Origin of the sequence: Prochlorococcus sp. MIT 0701, from assembly GCF_000760295.1 — a bacterium.
In the GTDB taxonomy this organism is placed as follows: domain Bacteria; phylum Cyanobacteriota; class Cyanobacteriia; order PCC-6307; family Cyanobiaceae; genus Prochlorococcus.
In genome coordinates this window covers 1-18,930 of the sequence record NZ_JNBA01000012.1, presented here as the reverse complement: position 1 = coordinate 18,930, position 18,930 = coordinate 1, and the positions used below count along the sequence as shown (strand labels likewise).

Sequence of the window (18,930 nt, the reverse complement as noted above, 5' to 3'; positions counted from 1 at the left end):
TTGCCGCAGATTGTTGGCAATGGTCTTCAGTCGTCAAAACGGGAACTGTTGTCGCGAGGTCTTGAACTTCGCGGAGCTGAGCGTCCTGGCTCAGGCATTGATGATGAAGGAGGAGCAGTTTCTGTTCTGGTGGCTGAGGGATTGCCTTGGGTTCGGGAGGGTTTTGATGCTGTGGGCCTGGATCCCGTCGACCTGGACTTTGCAGGAGAGTAGGCCGCATCTTCAGCCTCTGGACGAATCTGAGACCCTTGAGGGACACCAGGTTTTCTTGATGAGGCGTAGCCCCCTCTGGTCGTAGGTCTTGGCTCGTTGCTTAATTGGGTTCGATTGCTGGTTTGTTGATTGGCTGAGGGACGGCTGCCCCGGCGTTGATCTTGGCGAACATTGCGGCGTTCTCCAAAGTCAGGACGATTGTTCTGTTCATCATCCTGGCGGCCGAAGCGGGCCATGCGCCGAGAGCGTTCTGAGTCTTCGCCCCAGGACTCTTCCTCCTTGTTGCGGCGGCGGCTTGCTGCTTGTTCTGGTATTGCAGCTCTTGTGGTTTTGCGGGGCCGGTATAAGTCTTCCTGAGGGCGGTCAGCATCGTCGTTATCTCGACTGGAGAAGCGTCTTCGAACCGGTTGGGGTTCCTCAAAGCGGTCATAGGGTTCATCCCAGCCACCCCTTAGGCCACCCTCTCTCCCCTGGTTGATAGGCGGGGCTGGTTCATCATCGAAATAAGAGGAACGCCGAGCCCCCTCGACAGCTACGCCTCTCAATCTGACACTTTCGTAGGCGAAAAAAATGGTGGTGCCTGCTAGCAGGAAGACGCCGAACTGCAGGATCGGATCCAGGCGCCACCCCTGAAAAAAGAAAACCCCACCACAAAGCAGGCCAATGGCTGCGAAAAAGACGTCGTAGTCGCGTGCTAAGGCAGGCTTGAACGATCGCATGAAATACAGCAGAGCACCGCCTACTGCAAGCACGATTCCACAAATGCTGCCCCAGTTAAGACTGGCATTGACCACAATTGCGCCCCCTGAAAACGCCTGAACAGGAGGTTGAAAACCAACCTCGTTGAGCTCAGTCTACGAAGTGCGCCAAGGGTGCTTTGAAGTTTCGGTCAACCTGATCACTTGCGATACATCTGGTCGTTTTGACTGATCAACACAAGGGCAACGGCAGCTGGTATTACCACGATTACTGCGGCCCAAACGAGGCTGCTTAGATAATTGGCGAGAGAAGCGGTCATAGCAGTGGTTCTGACTTGGGCAAGGCCATCATGATCTTAATGATCAGGGGTGACTTTCTACGATGGAACTGCTGATGCTTTGAGCTTTGTGACACCAGTTCTGATTCAAGCGCTGCCAACACTGCATCTGGTTCTGGCCTTTTCGCTTGCGTTTTGGACGCTGACATTTATCTTCCGGATCGTGCTCTCTTGGTATCCCCAGGTGAAGCTCAGCGAGGGGTTTTGGCCTTTGGTGAGTTGGCCTACGGAGCCTCTTTTGGCGATAACCCGCCGTGTGGTGGCTCCCATTGGTGGAGTGGATGTCACTCCCGTGATATGGGCTGGATTGATCAGTTTGTTGAGGGAGTTGTTGGTTGGCCAGCAAGGACTGCTTTCTCAGATGCTTCTTAAGAGCCAGGCCATTGCGTGAGATTGAGCGAAGCAATTTCAGTCGAGCATGTCCTGCTCGACGAATTTGGTGTGAACATCTCCTCTAAGAAATTCTTCTCGATTGAGCAGTTCGAGATGGAACTCAACTGTGGTGGGGATGCCTGTGACAGCACATTCATTGAGTGCTCTTTTCATTCGTTTGAGGGCCGCGTCTCGGTTATGCCCCCAGGCGATCACCTTGCCAATCAATGAATCGTAGAAAGGCGGTATGTCGTAGCCGGTATAGACGTGGCTGTCGATGCGTACCCCTGGTCCTCCTGGTGGTAACCAACCTGTGATTTGCCCTGGTGAGGGGCGGAAGTTGTGGGTGGAGTCTTCAGCATTGATTCGACACTCGATGGCATGGCCTCTTAGTTGGATGTCCTCTTGTTTGATGCTGATGGGATCGCCGCCGGCGATGTGCAGTTGTTCTGCGATCAAATCGATGCCTGTCACCATTTCTGTGACGGGATGCTCAACCTGAATACGGGTGTTCATTTCCATGAAGTAAAAGTCACCCTTGCGATCAAGTAGGAATTCCACGGTTCCAGCGCCTTCGTAGTTGATGCTCCTTGCGGCGGCCACCGCAGCCTCACCCATGCGGAGGCGTAATTCGGGGGTGAGGGCTGGGCTGGGGGATTCTTCCAACAGTTTTTGATGACGTCGCTGAATGGAACAGTCACGCTCGCCGAGGTGTATGACGTTGCCGTGTCGATCTGACAGGATCTGCACTTCGACGTGCCGGGGCCGGTCGATGAATTTCTCCATGTAGAGCCCAGGGTTGCCGAAGGCCGCTTCGGCCTCTCCTTGGGCGGCCTTGAAGAGGTTTTCCAGTTGGTCTGGCGTGGTTACCAGGCGCATGCCGCGGCCACCCCCGCCTGCAGTGGCTTTGATCATCACTGGGTAGCCCATTTCCTTCGCTAGCTCAGCTGCTTCTTCTGGATTGGCTAGCAAGCCCTCGCTGCCTGGCACAGTCGGAACACCGACTTGTTGCATGGTCGCCTTAGCGGTCGACTTGTCTCCCATGGAGCGGATTGCATGGGGGGAAGGACCTACAAAGGTGATGCCATGGTCACGACAGATTTCGGCGAATCTGTCGTTTTCGGCCAGAAATCCATAGCCCGGATGAATTGCATCGACCCCGCGGGAGGTGGCAGCCGCAAGGATATTGGGGATGTTTAGATAGCTCTTGCTGCTAGGGGCCTCGCCAACGCAGACGGCTTCATCAGCAAGTTGAACATGCAGCGCATTGCGATCCACGGTGCTGTAAACAGCCACTGTGGGGATATCCAGCTCTCTGCAGGTACGCAGAATTCTGAGGGCAATTTCGCCGCGGTTGGCGATCAGCACCTTGCCGATGGTCATCCCGCAGTAATCAGGCTTTGGGCGGATCGTATCAGCGCTCCTTGCCAGGCAACTTTGCAAAACGTTGGACCATTGGCCGGTATGATCCTCGATCGACGAAGCTCGCGAGGTTGAGTCGGCCACGCGGATGTGGTGGAATTGGTAGACACGCACGTTTGAGGGGCGTGTGGCTTCGGCCTTGCGAGTTCAAGTCTCGCCATCCGCATTCTTTCCTTACAACTTGACCTCACTCCCTCCAGCTGTCATGCCGGACGCTTCGCTGGCGGTGGTGCTGGTTTCCAATGGTCCAGGCGAACTAGCGACTTGGGTTAGACCCATTGCTGAGAGCCTGCATCGCAGCATTTTGATGCGTCCTCGCGCTGCAAGCTCGCCTATTGACCTGAGGCTGGTGTTGGTGCCTTGCCCGAATGCCACAGGACAGGAGGCTGATGCGGCTAGGCGATGGATTCAGTTTGAGCAGATCACGCCAGCACAGCAGTTTTGGAATTTGTTGTTCTTTCCCCGCCGCTATGGGCCATGGCCTCGCCAAGGAGTGGTGGTTTTCCTTGGTGGAGATCAGTTCTGGAGCGTGCTTCTTTCAGCCCGCTTGGGCTACCGCCATCTCACCTACGCCGAGTGGGTGGCCCGCTGGCCTCGTTGGAATGACTGCATTGCTGCGATGTCTCCGAAAGTGCGGGATCAGCTGCCACGTCGTTTCCGGGAACGTTGCACTGTGGTGGGGGACCTGATGGCGGATTTGTCTTGTCTTGCACGAGCTGAAGCTCCGCTGCCACAAGGCGACTGGGTGGCTTTATTGCCGGGGTCTAAACGGGCCAAGCTCTGCGTGGGGGTTCCTTTCCTGTTGGAGGCGGCTGATCGATTGGCTCGGCTGCGACCTGGATGTCGGTTTTTGCTGCCTGTTGCACCCACCACAAGCGTGAAGGAGTTGGAAAGCTTTATGAGTTCGAGCAATCCGATTGCTGCTGCCTATCGCTCAGCCATTGCCATGATCAGGCCAGCTGAGCTTGATCAGCCTTGGCGAAGATTGATCACCAGGGCCGGCACGGTCATCTATCTCCAAGAGGACCATCCTGCGCATGGTCCCTTGAGCCAATGTGATTTAGCTCTTACCACTGTGGGGGCAAATACGGCCGAATTGGGGGCGCTCGGTTTGCCAATGATTGTGATCGTGCCCACCCAGCATTTGGCTGTGATGCAGGCATGGGATGGCTGGATGGGTTTGTTGGCTCGGCTCCCTGGATTGCGTTGGTGCATTGGTGTCTTGCTCAGTGCATGGCGGCTGCGTCGCCATGGATTCCTGGCTTGGCCCAATATTTCTGCTGGACGCATGGTGGTTCCGGAACGAGTGGGCTCAATTTCGCCACAGGACATTGCTAATGAGGCGTCAGCTTGGCTGGAATCTCCTGAACGGCTCAGGGGGCTGCGCGAGGATCTGCGCAGCTTGCGTGGGCAACCTGGGGCTGTGTCTGCACTGGTTCAGCAGGTGCGTCGTTTGCTGCCCAAAGCTCTCGGTGCTTTTTAGATTTGAATGCTGTTTAGGGTCTTGCAGGTCCTTTCTCTGTTCCCTTCCATGTCCAGGTCTGATTCCTCCGCTTCCGATTCAGTGGATTGGATCAAGCTCAGCCCTGAGGAATGGCAGGCCAGGTTGACTCGTGAGCAGTATCAGGTTGCCCGTAAGGGAGGCACGGAGCGAGCATTTACAGGTGCTTATTGGAACCACAAGGCAGCAGGGATGTATTGCTGTGTCTGTTGTGGAGCCCCACTATTCAGCTCAGCGACAAAATTCGATTCAGGCACTGGTTGGCCGAGCTTTTCGGATGGAGTAAATGCAGGTGCTATTACCACCCATCAGGACACGAGTCATGGAATGGAGCGTACTGAGATCAACTGTTCTCGCTGTGCGGCTCATCTGGGCCATGTCTTTAACGACGGACCAGTTCCTACAGGTCAGAGGTACTGCGTGAACAGCGCTTCGCTTGATTTTTCCGAGCAGTCAGAGGTTTGATTTGAATCGAACGTCACCAAGGGTCGTCTAGTTCGGTGCCATTACGGCGCGGTGGCGGCTCCTCCACCTCTGCATCTCGGTCTCGGCCAGCTTGATCACGTACTGAAAAGTCGAGGGGCTCCACATCAAGGGGATCACCAAGGCTCTGAACAGGTCGACGTGAGGCTGGCCTTGGTCTTTGCGGTTGTTGATCTTCAAAGGTTCGTCTTTGTTCATAGGCAGCTGATTCTTCGAAGACTGGCCTTTGTTCATAGGCAGGAGGTTCTTCGAAGGTCATTCTTTCTTCTCTGTCATTGCGGTAGCGCGTTGGGGAGCTTGAGGGTGTTTCGTCGAGATAGCGCTGTTGGGGGATGACTTCCTGCTGACGCTCTTCAATTTCAACGTATTCAAGTTCCTCTTCCGGCTCAAAGGTTTGAGTGGTGGAAGGTTGGAGCCGGCGCTGCTCCTGTTCTGTGGGCTGTCCTGAATTGAGCTGGTTTTCCACTGGTACAAGATTCATCCTGTAGCGCTCTCGCTCCTGTTCTTCCCAGCTGGGGCCGCCAACTCCGAGTTTTTCGAGGAAGCCGCTATTCAGTTGCTTGAGCTTCTCTTCTGCGCCTTCATACACAATGATCCTGTCTGCGCCGTTGCTGACCACCTCGTCTACCGGCATCTCCCAGGTACTCAAGACCCCTTCACCCAATATGGGGACACCTATTGCTCCAATCACCAGGGTTGTGAGTTCCCCTGTTTCGATGTCGAAGGAGAACCCCAGGACTCTGCCTAGTTGCTGGCCAGATTCTGTGATCACTTGGCAGTTGATCACTCGGCTGTAGCGATCTGGGGTGAAACCCTCTTTGAGAGAGTCAGAGGAATCCACGAGGATGACGTCCCCCACCTGACGGATCCGATCAAGTGGCATCCAGCGTGGAAGGCCGGGTAGATAACGGGTGAGGGGGTTGTCTCGCAGGCCTAGGGCCACCACTTCACGGCGATCAATATCAACCACGATTTCTCCCACTACGCCGAGACGACGTCCGGTATCACGGGTGATCACGTCGGTGCCCATGAGCTCTGAGCGCAGCCAGAGGCGGTCGCTAGGAACCTTGTCCAGTGGATCGTTCGGGGATGGGTTTGTCGTCAAACGCAGGCCCTCAACAGGGGGCGAATCGAGTCATTTTGACTCAAGGGCTTGAGGAAACAGCTCACGCCGCATTGGGTAATCCCACGACTTGAGTGTGAGCTCCACGGGCCTGGGTTACCCCGATGGTGCGGTTGGAGGCGCCGATCATTGGTCGGCGGTGGCTCACAACCATGAACTGGGCTTGTTCTGCTTGGCGGGCGATCAGAGCAGCAAGGCGTTCCACATTCACCCCATCGAGGAAACTGTCCACTTCATCGAGGGCATAGAAGGGAGATGGGCGGAAGCGCTGAAGAGCAAATAGAAAGCTGAGTGCCGTAAGCGATTTTTCTCCACCAGACATAGCCGCAAGGCGTCTCACTGCTTTGCCTTTGGGATGAGCTACCAGGGTGAGGCCGCCTTCGAGGGGGTCGTCAGGGTTGTCGAGTTGTAGGTGGCCATCGCCCTCAGAGAGGCTGGCGAAGATGTCACGGAAATGACCATCAACTGCTTCAAAAGCTTCCATGAAGGCTTCCTGACGAAGGGTGGCGACGGTCTCGATGCGCAGTAGGAGTTCTTCTCGCTCCTGGGAGAGAACCTCAAGCCTTTCGACCAGATCTCCGAGTCGTTGTTCGAGTTGTTCGAGTTCTTCAAGCGCCAGCATGTTCACTGGTTCCAGGGCTTCCATACGGCTTTGAAGCTGCTGCAGATCGGTTTGAAGGGCCTCAAGTCCTGCGCTGCGAAGCTCTGCGGGGATCTCCGGGGGAGGGTCTGGCAAGGCTTGTTGGAGTTCTTTGAGTCGGAGGCCGCCGCTGCGAAGCTCTTCGGCCAGGGCTTGGCGATCCTGTCGGAGGCGTTCCAGGTTCCACTGGGCCTCTTGTAGGCCTTGGCGCTGGTTTGCTACTTCTGCTTCAGCCGCATCGCGGGCGCGCCGTTGTTCGCCAAAGCGAGTCTGTAGGTCTTGTTGTTGGCTCTCTAGTGTTTGTTTTCGCGCTTGCAGTTCTTGCTGCTGGTCACGCCATTGAGCATGGGCAGTTGCCAGCGCCTGGACGGCTTCCTGCAGTCTTTTTTCCTCAGCCTCCAGGCCCTTTTGTTGATCGCCTAGGCGTTCGAGGGCGAGGTGGCGATGCTGCTGAGCAGTCAGCAACTGATCCCGATTCGTTTTGGCTGTCCCAAGTGCTTCATCGGCGGCTTCAAGATCCGCTTGTAATCGTTGCCATGTCTCTGCATCGCCATCCGCCTGGGCTTCCTGCTCATGTTGTTCCAGTTGCTGCAGTTCAAGGGTGAGGGGAGACAGCTTTTCGATGAGAGCGTTCAGTCGCTGCTGCTGTTGTTTTTGATGCGCTTGTAGCCCCTCCACTTTTTGAGAGCGTTGATGACGTCTCTCCATCAAGGGGCCATGGGAGCGGCGGGCTGCGCTGCGTTCGGCTTCCAGAGCGGCTTGGCGCTGTTCAAGATTTCTTAGGCAGGGGCGAGCTTCCTCGAGGAGTTGGCTGAGGAGAGCTTCCTCTCTGCGGCAAGCCACCAAGGTTTCTCCAAGTTCAAGAAGCCTGCGGCGTAGGGGTTCGGCCTCATCTCCATCGTTGCTGCTACCAAAGCTAAGGCTGTTGCTACGACCGGAAAAACTGCCGCCTGTCATGGCACCGCTCTTCTCTAGCAGTTCTCCATCAAGAGTTACGGCTCGAGTTCGTCCCAACTGCAGCCGGGCAGATTTCAGGTTGCTAAAGACCAAAGTTTCGCCGAAGACGTAGGCAAAGACCTCGGCATAAATGGGCTCAAAGCGAACCAGCTCAAAGGCTTTGCCGATCAGCCCAGTGCTGCTATCAACGTTGTCTGGCTTTCGGCCTCGAGTTAGGGCGCTATTGCTGCTAGCTGCAGGTGCTTTGATGCGATTGAGAGGCAAGAAGGTGAGCCGGCCTGCTCGCCTGCTTTTGAGCAGTTCGATGGCTTTGGCGGCAATGCGATCGTCGTCTACGACGACTTGAGCGAGTCGTGCACCCGCAGCGACTTCCAAAGCAAGTCGGTGGCGATCGTCTACCTCCCCAAGCTGGGCAACGGGGCCGTGGATACCTTCCAGACCGGCTTCAAGCAGCAGCCTTAGAGCTCCAGTGCCACGACTCTCCTGCAGGGTCTCGCGACGACTCTCTAGCCGGGCGATTTCTTTTTCCAAGCGGGTTTGTTCTTGCTCTAGTCGACTGCGGGTACGTTGCTGCACTGCAAGGGCTTCAGCGGCTTGCTGAACCTGTTCTTTCTTGTCGCTGATGTTCTGGAGGAGTGTCTGCCATTCCTGTTCGAGTTGATCCAGCTGTTTCTGTACCTGCTGGTCTTCGGTGCCGTCACGCTGCTGCTCTGCTTCGAGTTCCACTCGCCGCGCTCCGTCTTGTCGCAGGCGTTCTTGAAGTTGTTGTTGCTCCTGCTGCAGTGGTGTAAGGGTGGATTGAAGCTCCTGACGGCGAGAGCTGCGCTGCCGTTGTTCCTCAAGCCAAGCACCAGAGCGACCGGCGGCGTCTCCAAGGCGGCGACGGGAGACCTCTACAGCGGCTTCGGCCTCTCTGCAGGTTTTCTCAGCATCTTCTAAGGCCGCGCGATGGGGATCTTCGGTTTGACTGTGAGCCTCCTGTTGCAGTTGTTTGCGGCGGTTACTTAGGTCTTGGCGAACGCCTTGGAGGCGCTGACCTTCATTTTGGTGTTGCTCCGCTTGGCGCTCGAGTTCACGAGCCTGGGTTTCCAATCCCGCCAGTTCGGCTTGCACCGCTAGCAACTGGTCTTCGCCGAGGGCCTTCACGTTCTCTTGCAGCGTCTTCAGGTTGGCGGCGGCCTTCGCCAGCTTTTCTTCGGCCTCTTTGAGGTTTGCAGCGTCGTGTACCTCTTGCTCGCCAAGCTGTTGGTGTCGTGCTTGAAGATCACGCAAACCTTGCTTGGCTGCTTCAAAGGCCAGCATCAGTTCCTGTTGCCGACCCAATTGAAGTTGCTGGCGGAGTTCCTGGTAGGTGCGGGCTTTAGCGCAGTCTCGTTCCAGGCGTTGCCGTGTGCTCAGCAGTTCCTGTTCCACGATCCGGCAGCGTTCCTGCCGCTCTTGAACATCATCGAGCTTGGAGCGAGTCTGTTCGATGCGGCTGTCGAAGAGTGCTACACCAGCCAGTTCGTCGATCAGGCCGCGGCGATCGCGGTTACTCATTGAGACGATGCGGGTCACATCGCCTTGCATCACAACATTGCTGCCTTCTGGGTCGATCCTCAGTCGGCGCAGCTGGGTTTGAAGTTGCTGCAGGTTGCAGGGTTCGCCATCGGCGCTGTAGTTCGTGCTGTAGGAGCCGCCAGGCATGACCCGCAGGCGGCGGGTAACGGTCCACTCTTTTTGATCAGCTTTGATCCAAGGACCTTCCTCTGGTGGCTCCAGACCTGCCTCGGCTGGATCGGGCTGCCAGTCGCTGAGGTCGAAGCGCACACTCACCACGGTTTCAGCTGCCTTGCCTGCTCGAAGGATGCGGCTGTTGACAAGGTCAGGCAGTCGATCTGCTCGCATACCCCTGCTTGTGGCAAGACCAAGGCAGAAGAGAACGCCGTCGAGGATGTTGCTCTTGCCAGAACCGTTGGGGCCTGTGACGACTGTGAAGCCCTCTTCGAGGGGGATGGTCATCGACCCCCCAAAGGACTTGAACTGCGTAAGCCCAACCTGATTGATGTGAACCAACAGGTTGCACGGGCTCTCAGCAAGGCAACTTTACCGAATTTTTTTTGAAGCTCAAGGGTTCGCCCTCGGTTCGGATCTGATCCAGCAGAGTCTGTGTTTGATCTCCAAGTGCCCCTCCAGATCAGTGCTTTGTAGGCGCACACTCAAGCGATCTTCACAGTCGATAGGCAGGGAGCCGCTGAACAGTCCGCCGATGATGCGTCTAGCCCAACCGCGTCCCCCTGAGACGGCGGCGTCATGATGATCCAGCCAAGCCAGCCTATGGACTGTTAGAGGAATGGCTTCTACCGCTGGACCATCTAATCGTGGGATCTGCGGCAATCGCCAGGTTCGACATGCGGGGCCGTCTTCTAGGAGCAAATCAAAATGACACCCGAGCGGATCATTCGGCGCTCCACGATGTTCCAATAGGACGAATCTATTCAGAGAGAAAAACCTAATTGCATTAGCTTAGTTGAATCAGTAATAGATCCAGTATTGATCGGCCTTGTATTGATGTTTGCGATCTTTAATAGCTCGCATCCCTCTGTTCATCGTGAAAGCGGAAGTGCAATTGATCAGTACTAATGATTGATGTAGTAGATGAGGCTGCGCATATACGGTCTCTTCTGTAGGTTTCTTCTTGACCAGCGACTGCGTTTTAGTGCCTTTGCTTTGGTGTCGGATTTGGGCAGCCTTAAGGTATGTCTCTTTGCAAAGGGATGGTCAAGCTATCTTGCCTTGTAAAACTTGATCTTTTTAGCATCGCAGGATGGTTTTGAATATCATTGTCTGAAGCCTTTGTTCTCTAAATTTTGTCCCTCGAGCAACTCCGAGCCTTTCTTATCAAAATGCAGGATGATTCTGACCTGCGCCAGCAGGTCTTAAGTGCTTCCACGGCTGATGAGGTGGCAAACCTTGCTGTCGGCCTTGGTTATGAATTCTCAGGTGATGAGCTGCTGCGGATCTCAGGACAAAAGGTGGACCGAGTGACCGTCAGGAAACAGGATGTACCTGGAGAATATAGCTAATGTTTTCTTGGAAGACTTGTTGATTTTAGCTGAGTCCTAATTCTTGCCAAGCAGAGTAAAAATTTAGGGGTAAACTGCACTGGTATAAGGCTCTAAAATTGTTATTTATAGATGGAATTTTTAGCATTCCCTTGCTTGGTAAAATCTCGCTTTATGTTCTTTACTATCTTTTGCATCACCTTCGCTTCCGCTAAGCCTTGATAAGGCTCCAGAAGGATCTCTGCCGATAGCGCCAGCTACACGGATGGATCTAAAGGAGATCATCATCTGTCGCCAGAGGCCAGCACAAGAGCTTGAGCGAAAGGGTGTATTTGCTAGACATTTTTTGAACACGATTAAGCAAGGATGCCTCAGCGTGCTTGTTGTGGGCAGTAAAAGATCTGGGACTATCGATCAGCTTGATTCAGTGGTTATAGGCAGCAAGCAAATGTTGGAGTTGATTCCAGTCAAGTCATGCTCATCGATGCAAACAAGATTGTCGTGCTGGTGGAGTAGCTGTTTCAGCTCGCGATTACTTCGGTTAGCTCATTAGAGGTTGGTGAGGTGAGGCCAAGGCGAGCCAGGCTTAGTTCAAGTTCTTGGATACTGATTTGCTCCCGGATGCGCTCTAGACGAGGAGGAACAATGGGTTGCAAAGTCCCTAAATGTTCAGCTACGGAATCGCTCATAAACTCCATCAATGGAGAATTTTGTTCATGTAGGAGTTGTAACGCACTAGATCTGGAGAAGGTAGTAGCAACAACTACACCATATCTGGCAAGTTGAGCGAAAGCCTTGTGAGAGGAGTCGTTCCGTCAGGGGCGATTCGTTTCAAGGGGTAGTGCTCAGGATCCTTTGAGTTCTGAGATACCCAAGGATTGTTGATCAACTTTTGAGCAGGTCAGATCCTCTGCAAATCAATGACGCTTATGAATGCACTGCGAAGAGCTGGGTGATGGTTGCGGTTGCAGTGGCAGTGGCATTCAGGCAGCAGGCTTCGATGCATTCCAGCTACAGGGGGGTTTCGCTCCTGCACAGGTCTAACTAGGCTGAGATCAACCGTCTGGAATTCATGGAATCAGAGAATTCCGCATCCGGCGATCAACAGACCCAAGTCAATACTGAGCCTTCGCGTACTGCAGATCCCTCTGAACAGAGGTTCCGTGAACGATTTGAGAGCTTGTTGCCCACGATCCAAGAGTATTGGCCAGATTTGGCTTGGGACACACTGGAAGCAACACGAGGCAGCCTTGATGAAATGGTTCGTGTGATTTCACAGCATTCGGGATTAACGAGCCATGGTGTGCGTGATCAGCTGGAGGACCTATTTCAGGTTGCTGGTGACCGCACCAGGGATCTGGCCGACAGTCTGGAGCCATTGGAGAAGCAGCTCGAGCAGCTTCTCGATGAGCTGAACAGCACACTGCGGCCGCGGATTGAACGTCCTGTGCGGCAGCGACCGTTGCTTGCTGTTGCAATGGCTGCTGGAATCGGTGTACTGATTGGAGTTATTTTCGCCGGAGGTCGGCGGTCCTGATGAGCGACGAACAACGTTCAAGCGGATCAGGAGCGGGCGCGCGTGTGACTGCGATTGCTGCTTCAGTCATGGATCTGCATGTGCGTATTGCTTTGCAGGAGGTGGATCGAGAGAAACGCCGTTTGATTAGTGGAGGCGTTTTCCTGGCCATGGGAGGCACGTTGATGCTTCTGGCGCTGTTGGCTGTGGAAGTGGCTTTGGTGCTTTGGATGCAGGAGGTTTGGGGTTGGAGTCTGATGAAGGGTTTGCTTGCTATCGCAGTTCTTGATGTTGTCTTGGCAGGAGTGAGCCTGCGCCTTGGTGGTCAGCTCGCCAAAGGGCCGTATTTGCCACAGACGTTGGAGGGTTTGTCGAAAACCACTCGGGCGGTGCTCGGGCGCCATTGATTCAGCGAATGGCGTAGTTTTCATTCAAGACATCTGAATGGCAACGGACTCTCTTGCTTTGAATGGTGTGCTTGGCATGAGAGTCGACAATCAGAAAAAATGGCATCAAATATACACATCATGAATTGATCTAATCAGTCTTCAATGAGTCATCGTTCCGACTCTTAAGATTGTTCAATAAAGATTAATAAGCGCAGTAATATTTGATGTATTACGTCAATTGCAAAAGGTAAGTTATCGTCTTCTTAGCCTAGGGCTTTATTTTTAAGATCACCTTGCACTATCACTCCTAATAGCAGCCAAGTCATCATGCAATCCTTTTGCGTACTTTCAAGATAATGTAGCCAGCAACAAGGAGTTTGATTGTAAATGCAACAGCAAAAATAACTAGGTTGGTAGGCGTTAAAAGGTGGCTAAGCATCTTTCCAAGTGAGCTTGCCTTTTATTTTAGGGCAAGAGCTTGGCAGATTGCAGGCTGATGTTTTCTTTGATACCTCTGGGACCTTATTGGATGATTAGGGCCTCTAAAAAGTGCCGTGAATCTGAAGATTGCTGCTGATAGATCAAGTTGCCCTGCGGTTCAGCGAATGGCGTAGTTCAGCCAACGGCATTCGATGCCGCCATTGCTGACTGGAATCCGCCGACTCGCTTTCATTTGCAGTGATCGGCTGAGGCTGGGATTGCCGTTCAGCAGCCACAGCTGCCAACCTGAGGCATGTTTTTTCGCGTATTGACCGAAGCTTTCATAGAGAGCGGTTAGGTCTTCATCCTGGCCAACTCGGATGCCATAGGGAGGGTTGCAGACCATTACTCCTGGCTGTTTTGGCAGTTCTAGGTCGCGAAAATCACAGGTTTGAATGCCTACAACATGGCCGAGGCCTGCCTCGGCCACATTGGTTTTTGTTTGTGTTGTGATGCTGGGGTCTCGGTCGCAACCAATGATCACTGGCAGCGATTGATCTTTGCGTTCTCGTTGCTTGGCTCGTGCTTGTTCCTCGCTCCAGAGTTGAGGATCGAAATCTGCCCAACCTTCTAGGAGAAAAGAACGCTTTAACCCTGGTGCAAGGCCAAGCTTCATACTGGCTGCCTCGATCAGCAGGGTGCCCGATCCGCACAGGGGGTCAACTAAGGGCACGCAGCCATCCCAGCCGCTGAGTCTGATCAGTCCGGCGGCAAGGTTTTCTTTGAGAGGCGCAGCGCCGACTGCAGCTCGGTAGCCCCTGCGGTGCAGGCTGCCAGCTGAACCGTCCAAGCTCAGGACGGCACAATCTCGATTGAGATGGAGATGCAAACAGAGCGCAGGGTCTTGCAGATCGATATCAGATCGCTCACCCCATAGCTGCCGTTGTAGATCGATGATCGCATTTTTTACCTGCAGGGCTGTGAAGTGGCTGTGAGTGAGGCCAGGGCCGCTGCCGGTGACATCGACACGAAAGCTCATCGAGGGATGCAGCCAACGTTCCCAGTCGAAGGCTGATTGCACACCTGAGTAGAGCTCTTTTGGCCCTCGGCAAGGGAATTGGGCAATTTCCCTGAGCAGGCGAAATGGCAGGCGCGCTTGTAGATGCAGCCGATAGAAGCAGGCCATGTTGGCTTCAAAAGCCGCAGCGCGTCTGAGCGGGCGCACGGCTTTGGCCCCAAGAGTGGTGAGCTCTTTAGCGCCTTCTTCTTCTAATCCTTGGGGGAGTACGGCGATCGCTTGCATTGAGCTTTTACACCCCACGGGTTGTTGAGCGACAGAACAGCATTCCTGTCAGAATGATCGTGTCCACCTTTTGGCGGACTAGGTGATCCACACCAGTGTCTCGGACAGCGGTTCGATTCCGCTCAGCTCCATTCCTCTTTCAGGTTTCTTGGGGCTGCAATGGTTTCGACGGGGTATGAGGAGGGTGACTGAAGCCTGCTCGGTAAGAGCAAATCCGTAACTGCGAACAACATCGTTCGTTTCTCCCGTCAGCCTGCCCTCGTGGCTGCCTGACCCTAATAAGGGAGATGGGGTGAGGTCAGCCTTATCACCCAAATGACTCATGGGGCCTGGAAGGGCCCCTCTTTTATTGCTATAAGAGGGGTTTTAAGGGACACGTGTTTCGGTCTGAAACACCTTCGGGATAAAACTCGGGATAAAACTCGGGATAAAATACGCTTCTTCTGGTGCTCATGGGATTATCTGTACGCTACCAGTAGTGCAGTGCCGTTTTTAAGAGTTATAATTAAGGAGATCAACCGAACCGGCCAAACACACCTCAGTAAGCCCAAATTTTTCGTGCTGCTGCTCTACGAAGCAGTGCAACCTCCGGCAGTTTCAGTCTCTGACTGTTGGCTCAAGCAATGGCTGAACGGGTTCCGGCGACAGGTCAATACAAACCGCATAACTCTCATGAATGATCATTCTTTGATCCCTAGTGGCTTGCTCTCGTCTGAATTGATGGCGCAATGGCTTGGGATTCACGTGAAGTCGCTATTAGCGATGCGACGAAGTGCGATTACTCCTTTTAAAGAGGGCCGTGATTATCGCTGGTCCGGTTTAGTCCAAGGAGGCCGTCTGCAATGGAAGCCTGATGCCACCGAGAAGGCGTTTGAAGTATTCCAGCGTCTACCAGCTGAGGAGATTGAAACATTTGGCGCTTGCTCGAAATTGGCAGCCAGGGCTTGAGCAATAAATAACCCCGGAGGGTTGCATTCCCGGGGCTTCTTTGATGTCCAAAATCAAGAAACTTCTGAACAATGACTCAACACAATTCTATCTCAAAAAATTCAACGTAAGCCAACTTTGTGACCTTGCTGAAGCTGGTGACGAGAGTGCTCTAAAGATGTTTGATGACGCTCGTTTGGCACTAGAGCGTTGCTTTCAGGAGGACCCCTCTGATCAGATTAAGCGCTTTCTGGAGCTGTTGAGGAAGGATCCAAGTTCCACCCGAATCCGTGGGATTCTGCCGAAAGGCAATCACAACGATCGTGGCCGCAAAGGAAAACTTTCCCAGCACCTAATCAAGCAATGGCAATCAGAGGGGCGCAGCATCTATGCCGTCATTGGAAACAACGGCGACAACGACAAGAGTATTACTTCATGCCCAGCTGTTTTTATTGAGCACGATGATTGCAGTCGGCTATGGCAGCTGGACTGCTGGCGTGATCTGGGCTTGCCAGAGCCGACGGTTCAGATTGATACCGGCCATAAGAGCATTCATAGCTATTGGGTGCTCGATCAGCCGCTAGCTCCAGAGCAATGGCGCGATCTGCAGAAGCGCTTGCTGAATTTTGCAGATGCTGATCGCAGCATCAATAATCCCTCCCGGGTAATGCGATTGCCCGGCACCATTCACCCGAAGACAGGCAAGCCATGCCAGATAGCCAATGCTGCTGGGGCTAGGTATTCCGTTGAAGAGATCAGCAAAGCGATTGCTAAGCCAAAGGAGTTGCCTGATCTGTCGAATTTGTTGAGTCGAGATCAGGAACAGTTAGTGGAGAAAGGTGCTCAGGAGGGTGATCGCAACAGCCAGTGTTTCCGGTTGGCCGTTGGAACGATGGCAGTGGAGAATGCCGCCAGGGCAGCTGGAATCAAGTTCAGCGGTTGTTCAGAAGAGATAGTCCGTGAATTCGCTGCTCGATGCGAACCGCCGCTTGAGGAAGACGAGCTGATCAAGGTTTTGCGATCTGCAGAGAGTCGATCGTCAGAACCGGATCCCGGCTGGCCAGGGCGCGAGCGCTTCTGGTTGCGACAACAGCAGGGGCAGGAGTCTGCACCACGATCGTCCTCAATACCGGAGGGCTCACGTGACGCAAGGTTTTTTCCAGGACTCCGTCATCGTCTTAAGGCCGATCAGGTCCTTAGCAACTTGCCTTGGGTATTAGGCGGGAAGCCAAGACTGAACATCCGTACAGGTGATGTGTATGTAGCGGATCAGGTTCTGGGAGCCAATGACATCGGCAGGCTGTACGTGAGGCTTTCGACGTCAGCAGCGACTTGGCCAAAAGAGGCAACCTCTGATGCTTTGCAGCTCATCGCAAAGCAGAACCAGTTTGACCCTGTTCAGGATTATCTCGAGACGATGCTGCGAGTAGACCCTTTGCCGATGAAGCAGTGGCAGCGACTGGATAGGTTCTTGCTGGGAATTGATGATCCGATCGCAGCTGCGTTTCTGTCGCGATATTTAGTTTCTGGTGTTGCTCGTATTTTTGAGCCTGGTGCCAGCATTAGACAGACGCCGGTTCTGGTTGGTCCGCAATGGCGGGGCAAGTCAGCTCTTGGTCGAATTCTTTTTGGAGTTGATTACTGGACTGAAGGTCTTGAGGACTTAGGTCGTGATGCGTTGATGAAATGCCGAACCGCATGGGGGGTTGAGCTGGCAGAGCTGGATGGCGTTACTCGTCGAGCGGATCAGGAAAAGCTCAAGGCGTTTTTGACTGAGCGGATAGACACCTACCGCGCTCCCTATGAACGTGCTCCTGAACGTCATCCGCGCCGATTCGTATTTTGGGCGACAAGCAACGGGTCTCCTCTAAGAGACGCCACCGGGTCGACTCGATTTGTTTGCATTCGGATTTCTGATCGGATGTTGCCTTTGGCATGGGCGAAGGAGCATCGAGATGCAATCTGGGCTCGTGCCGTCGAGCAGTACCAAGTGGGCGTTCAATGGGACGTTTGCGATGAATCAGAGCGGGATGCGATTGCAGGGCGTAATTGTGACTTCACTGAGATTGATCCGTGGACTGATCAGGTTCTCGACTACTTAAAGCTCCACACACCTGGTCCTGTGAAAAGCCCTGATTTACTGGAGTTTCTCGGTGTCCCTGTTGAGCGTCGTAATAACCAACTCAGTGCAAGGGTGCGGCAAATTGCAGAGCAAGCCGGCTGGGAGTGGGGCCGACGTCGTGTCTCTGGGGGACAAAGACTTGCAGGCCTTTGGGCTCCTCAGTCTGGCCAGAGCGGTCACACCGATGGCCATGCCACTGGCCATAGCGAAGATCCAAGTAACAGCAAAGGATCTGCGGTTGTGGTCACACCGGACATATCAAAAACAAAAGAGTTGACTCAGAGGTGGGAGTTAAAGCCTGATGGGGTGGTGTGCGCAGGTACAAATCGAGCGCGAGAAGGTTCTGGCCTAGTTGGTGTGGCCGGGGTGCCGAGGTCGGAGGTCAACAGCATTGCAATGGATCTTGTGACCACACCACAGAGTTCTCAGCGGTATGTCCAAGGCAGCAGTTGGGATATCGACGCCGGTGATGATCCGCATTGGGGGCCACGAAAAGGGATCTCTTAATGAGCAGTTCTGATTGCCAAGTGGTGAGCCTTAGAGCAGCTGCTCGCCACATTGGGCTACCACTCACCAGTTTTCGACGGATTGCGCAGGCCGAACCAAGATTGCAGGCCTGCATTCAACCTGGACGTCCAGCAAAAGTAGATCTAGAGCGTTTGCTGATCGTCTGGCATCAATTAGAGCAAGCCGATAAAAGTTCACTCAGTCCCCGGCAGGCGTTGGCATTAGAACGTCGTAAAAGACTCTGGTGGCAAGGCCGTTCTTTATTGCTACAGCTGCAGGAAGAGGAAAGAAAGTTTTGTAATACCGCGCAGATTCAGATTCCAGAGAAGGAAGTATTCGCTCTGCTTGAGAAACTAATGAAGAGTTGGGCACAATCGATTGCACCACAGCTGCTTGAGAGTAGTAATGCATATGGCTTAATGCTTTCAAGCATTAACAGCACCTTGCAGGCGGCAAGTGATCAAGCACAGAGAAATGCACATGAAGAAAAAGAAACAGAGCCGCCCGTGCAATTAGCTATGCCATCTGAGCTTCCATCGCTGGAGGTGTTACAAGCCGATATTGAACGAGCACGCGGTGGACTTCATCGCCTCAGAGCACAACAGGCGGCAGCTGAAGTGGTGTTAGTTACAGATGTAACTAGCAAACAATTTGATCGCAGTCGCAGGGTGCGAGATCAATTTCTAGCTTTAGCGCCAAGGCTCAGCGGTGTAGCAATCGGCTGGCGAACTAGCTCAGAAGCAAAAACGGAATTAATCACAGGAGTATCAAAAGTGTTGGCGGCCTGGTGAACCACGAACAACGGCCTGCCGCTAATGATTTTGAGGGCTGGGAGGCCACCTTGATTAATTCACTTAAGAAGAACCTAAAAGGAGGGGGCGTCGATTGAAAAATCACGCAGCCCTACGCAAGGGCATAACGCAATCAATGCTGACGATCCAGCTTGCGTTGCATT

At 53.8% G+C, this 18,930-nt stretch carries 18 protein-coding genes and 1 tRNA gene; 10 read left to right on the top strand and 9 right to left on the bottom strand.

The genetic code is table 11. From position 1 onward, the window contains the following. Window positions 1-26 precede the first annotated feature (26 nt). Together EV12_RS13080 and psbX are read right to left on the bottom strand one after the other, a co-directional pair. Entirely contained in the window at window positions 27-1,007 is a 981-nt protein-coding gene (locus EV12_RS13080; RefSeq protein WP_072014267.1) for a Ycf66 family protein, read from the bottom strand. Between the two features lie 104 nt (window positions 1,008-1,111). Then, window positions 1,112-1,231 carry a photosystem II reaction center X protein gene (gene psbX / locus EV12_RS02680; RefSeq protein WP_011130957.1) on the bottom strand — a complete coding sequence of 40 codons (120 nt, stop codon included), beginning with the start codon at window positions 1,229-1,231 and terminating at the stop codon, window positions 1,112-1,114. Window positions 1,232-1,319: 88 nt separating this feature from the next. Here psbX and EV12_RS02675 point away from each other — a divergent pair, with 88 nt between their 5' ends. After that, window positions 1,320-1,640, top strand: a complete 321-nt coding sequence (locus tag EV12_RS02675) for a YggT family protein (protein ID WP_036911744.1) — start codon at window positions 1,320-1,322, stop codon at window positions 1,638-1,640. Between the two features lie 17 nt (window positions 1,641-1,657). On the opposite strand, the gene accC is transcribed toward EV12_RS02675, so the two are convergent. Beyond that, entirely contained in the window at window positions 1,658-3,004 is a 1,347-nt protein-coding gene (gene accC, locus EV12_RS02670; protein WP_036911587.1) for an acetyl-CoA carboxylase biotin carboxylase subunit, read from the bottom strand. A 123-nt stretch (window positions 3,005-3,127) separates the two neighbouring features. On the opposite strand from accC, the gene EV12_RS02665 reads away from it, so the two are divergent. The 3 genes from EV12_RS02665 (at window position 3,128) to msrB (ending at window position 5,009) form a co-directional block, all read left to right on the top strand. Further along, window positions 3,128-3,209: transfer RNA gene (locus tag EV12_RS02665), tRNA-Leu, on the top strand. A 39-nt stretch (window positions 3,210-3,248) separates the two neighbouring features. Continuing rightward, window positions 3,249-4,526, top strand: a complete 1,278-nt coding sequence (locus tag EV12_RS02660; protein ID WP_152562311.1) for a glycosyl transferase — start codon at window positions 3,249-3,251, stop codon at window positions 4,524-4,526. Window positions 4,527-4,574: 48 nt separating this feature from the next. Continuing rightward, the gene (gene msrB / locus EV12_RS02655) at window positions 4,575-5,009 is read left to right on the top strand and encodes a peptide-methionine (R)-S-oxide reductase MsrB (protein ID WP_036911739.1); all 435 of its coding nucleotides are present in this window, start codon (window positions 4,575-4,577) and stop codon (window positions 5,007-5,009) included. 13 nt (window positions 5,010-5,022) lie between these two features. On the opposite strand, the gene EV12_RS02650 is transcribed toward msrB, so the two are convergent. The 3 genes from EV12_RS02650 to EV12_RS02640 form a co-directional block, all read right to left on the bottom strand. After that, window positions 5,023-6,132 (bottom strand): PRC-barrel domain-containing protein, encoded by a 1,110-nt coding sequence (locus EV12_RS02650; protein ID WP_036911583.1) that lies wholly within the window; start codon window positions 6,130-6,132, stop codon window positions 5,023-5,025. Window positions 6,133-6,193: 61 nt separating this feature from the next. Beyond that, window positions 6,194-9,802 (bottom strand): chromosome segregation protein SMC, encoded by a 3,609-nt coding sequence (gene smc / locus EV12_RS02645; RefSeq protein WP_036911581.1) that lies wholly within the window; start codon window positions 9,800-9,802, stop codon window positions 6,194-6,196. A gap of 51 nt (window positions 9,803-9,853) precedes the next feature. Then, entirely contained in the window at window positions 9,854-10,210 is a 357-nt protein-coding gene (locus tag EV12_RS02640) for a hypothetical protein (RefSeq protein ID WP_036911579.1), read from the bottom strand. Window positions 10,211-10,596: 386 nt separating this feature from the next. Between EV12_RS02640 and EV12_RS02635 the strand changes: the two genes are divergently transcribed. Further along, window positions 10,597-10,812: a Nif11-like leader peptide family natural product precursor gene (locus EV12_RS02635; protein WP_036911577.1), complete on the top strand. Its 216-nt coding sequence runs from the start codon at window positions 10,597-10,599 to the stop codon at window positions 10,810-10,812. A 500-nt stretch (window positions 10,813-11,312) separates the two neighbouring features. On the opposite strand, the gene EV12_RS13950 is transcribed toward EV12_RS02635, so the two are convergent. Further along, a complete protein-coding gene (locus EV12_RS13950) occupies window positions 11,313-11,480 on the bottom strand; it encodes a hypothetical protein (RefSeq protein ID WP_193742125.1) in 168 nt (55 codons plus the stop codon). Between the two features lie 383 nt (window positions 11,481-11,863). On the opposite strand from EV12_RS13950, the gene EV12_RS02630 reads away from it, so the two are divergent. Together EV12_RS02630 and EV12_RS02625 are read left to right on the top strand one after the other, a co-directional pair. Next, on the top strand, window positions 11,864-12,328 hold the full coding sequence (locus EV12_RS02630) for a DUF883 family protein (protein ID WP_036911575.1): 465 nt from the start codon (window positions 11,864-11,866) through the stop codon (window positions 12,326-12,328). Continuing rightward, a complete protein-coding gene (locus EV12_RS02625) occupies window positions 12,328-12,714 on the top strand; it encodes a phage holin family protein (protein ID WP_036911573.1) in 387 nt (128 codons plus the stop codon). Before EV12_RS02630 ends, EV12_RS02625 begins: the two co-directional genes overlap by 1 nt. 580 nt (window positions 12,715-13,294) lie before the next feature. Here the strand turns inward: EV12_RS02625 and EV12_RS02620 are convergent. Then, window positions 13,295-14,419: a THUMP domain-containing class I SAM-dependent RNA methyltransferase gene (locus EV12_RS02620; protein ID WP_036911571.1), complete on the bottom strand. Its 1,125-nt coding sequence runs from the start codon at window positions 14,417-14,419 to the stop codon at window positions 13,295-13,297. Between the two features lie 78 nt (window positions 14,420-14,497). Next, window positions 14,498-14,743 carry a hypothetical protein gene (locus EV12_RS14755; RefSeq protein WP_036911570.1) on the bottom strand — a complete coding sequence of 82 codons (246 nt, stop codon included), beginning with the start codon at window positions 14,741-14,743 and terminating at the stop codon, window positions 14,498-14,500. Window positions 14,744-14,977: 234 nt separating this feature from the next. Between EV12_RS14755 and EV12_RS13070 the strand changes: the two genes are divergently transcribed. Genes EV12_RS13070 through EV12_RS02600 form a run of 3 tightly spaced genes read left to right on the top strand, consistent with a single transcriptional unit; the run spans window position 14,978 to window position 18,766 of the window. Further along, window positions 14,978-15,367, top strand: coding sequence for a hypothetical protein (locus EV12_RS13070; protein WP_072014266.1), 390 nt, complete (start codon window positions 14,978-14,980; stop codon window positions 15,365-15,367). A gap of 43 nt (window positions 15,368-15,410) precedes the next feature. Further along, window positions 15,411-17,975 (top strand): VapE domain-containing protein, encoded by a 2,565-nt coding sequence (locus EV12_RS12860; protein ID WP_052043456.1) that lies wholly within the window; start codon window positions 15,411-15,413, stop codon window positions 17,973-17,975. After that, window positions 17,975-18,766: a hypothetical protein gene (locus EV12_RS02600; RefSeq protein WP_036911568.1), complete on the top strand. Its 792-nt coding sequence runs from the start codon at window positions 17,975-17,977 to the stop codon at window positions 18,764-18,766. The genes EV12_RS12860 and EV12_RS02600 overlap by 1 nt, the downstream gene beginning before the upstream one ends. Window positions 18,767-18,930: the final 164 nt, after the last annotated feature.

Bases quoted from the DNA above. Each gene is read 5' to 3' on its own strand.
- EV12_RS02625 (WP_036911573.1), top strand. From the start codon at position 12,328: ATGAGCGACGAACAACGTTCAAGCGGATCAGGAGCGGGCGCGCGTGTG.
- psbX (WP_011130957.1), bottom strand. From the start codon at position 1,231: ATGACCGCTTCTCTCGCCAATTATCTAAGCAGCCTCGTTTGGGCCGCA.
- msrB (WP_036911739.1), top strand. From the start codon at position 4,575: ATGTCCAGGTCTGATTCCTCCGCTTCCGATTCAGTGGATTGGATCAAG.
- EV12_RS02630 (WP_036911575.1), top strand. From the start codon at position 11,864: ATGGAATCAGAGAATTCCGCATCCGGCGATCAACAGACCCAAGTCAAT.
- EV12_RS02620 (WP_036911571.1), bottom strand. From the start codon at position 14,419: ATGCAAGCGATCGCCGTACTCCCCCAAGGATTAGAAGAAGAAGGCGCT.
- EV12_RS02600 (WP_036911568.1), top strand. From the start codon at position 17,975: ATGAGCAGTTCTGATTGCCAAGTGGTGAGCCTTAGAGCAGCTGCTCGC.
- accC (WP_036911587.1), bottom strand. From the start codon at position 3,004: ATGACCATCGGCAAGGTGCTGATCGCCAACCGCGGCGAAATTGCCCTC.
- EV12_RS02660 (WP_152562311.1), top strand. From the start codon at position 3,249: ATGCCGGACGCTTCGCTGGCGGTGGTGCTGGTTTCCAATGGTCCAGGC.
- EV12_RS14755 (WP_036911570.1), bottom strand. From the start codon at position 14,743: ATGAGTCATTTGGGTGATAAGGCTGACCTCACCCCATCTCCCTTATTA.
- EV12_RS12860 (WP_052043456.1), top strand. From the start codon at position 15,411: ATGTCCAAAATCAAGAAACTTCTGAACAATGACTCAACACAATTCTAT.
- EV12_RS13950 (WP_193742125.1), bottom strand. From the start codon at position 11,480: ATGAGCGATTCCGTAGCTGAACATTTAGGGACTTTGCAACCCATTGTT.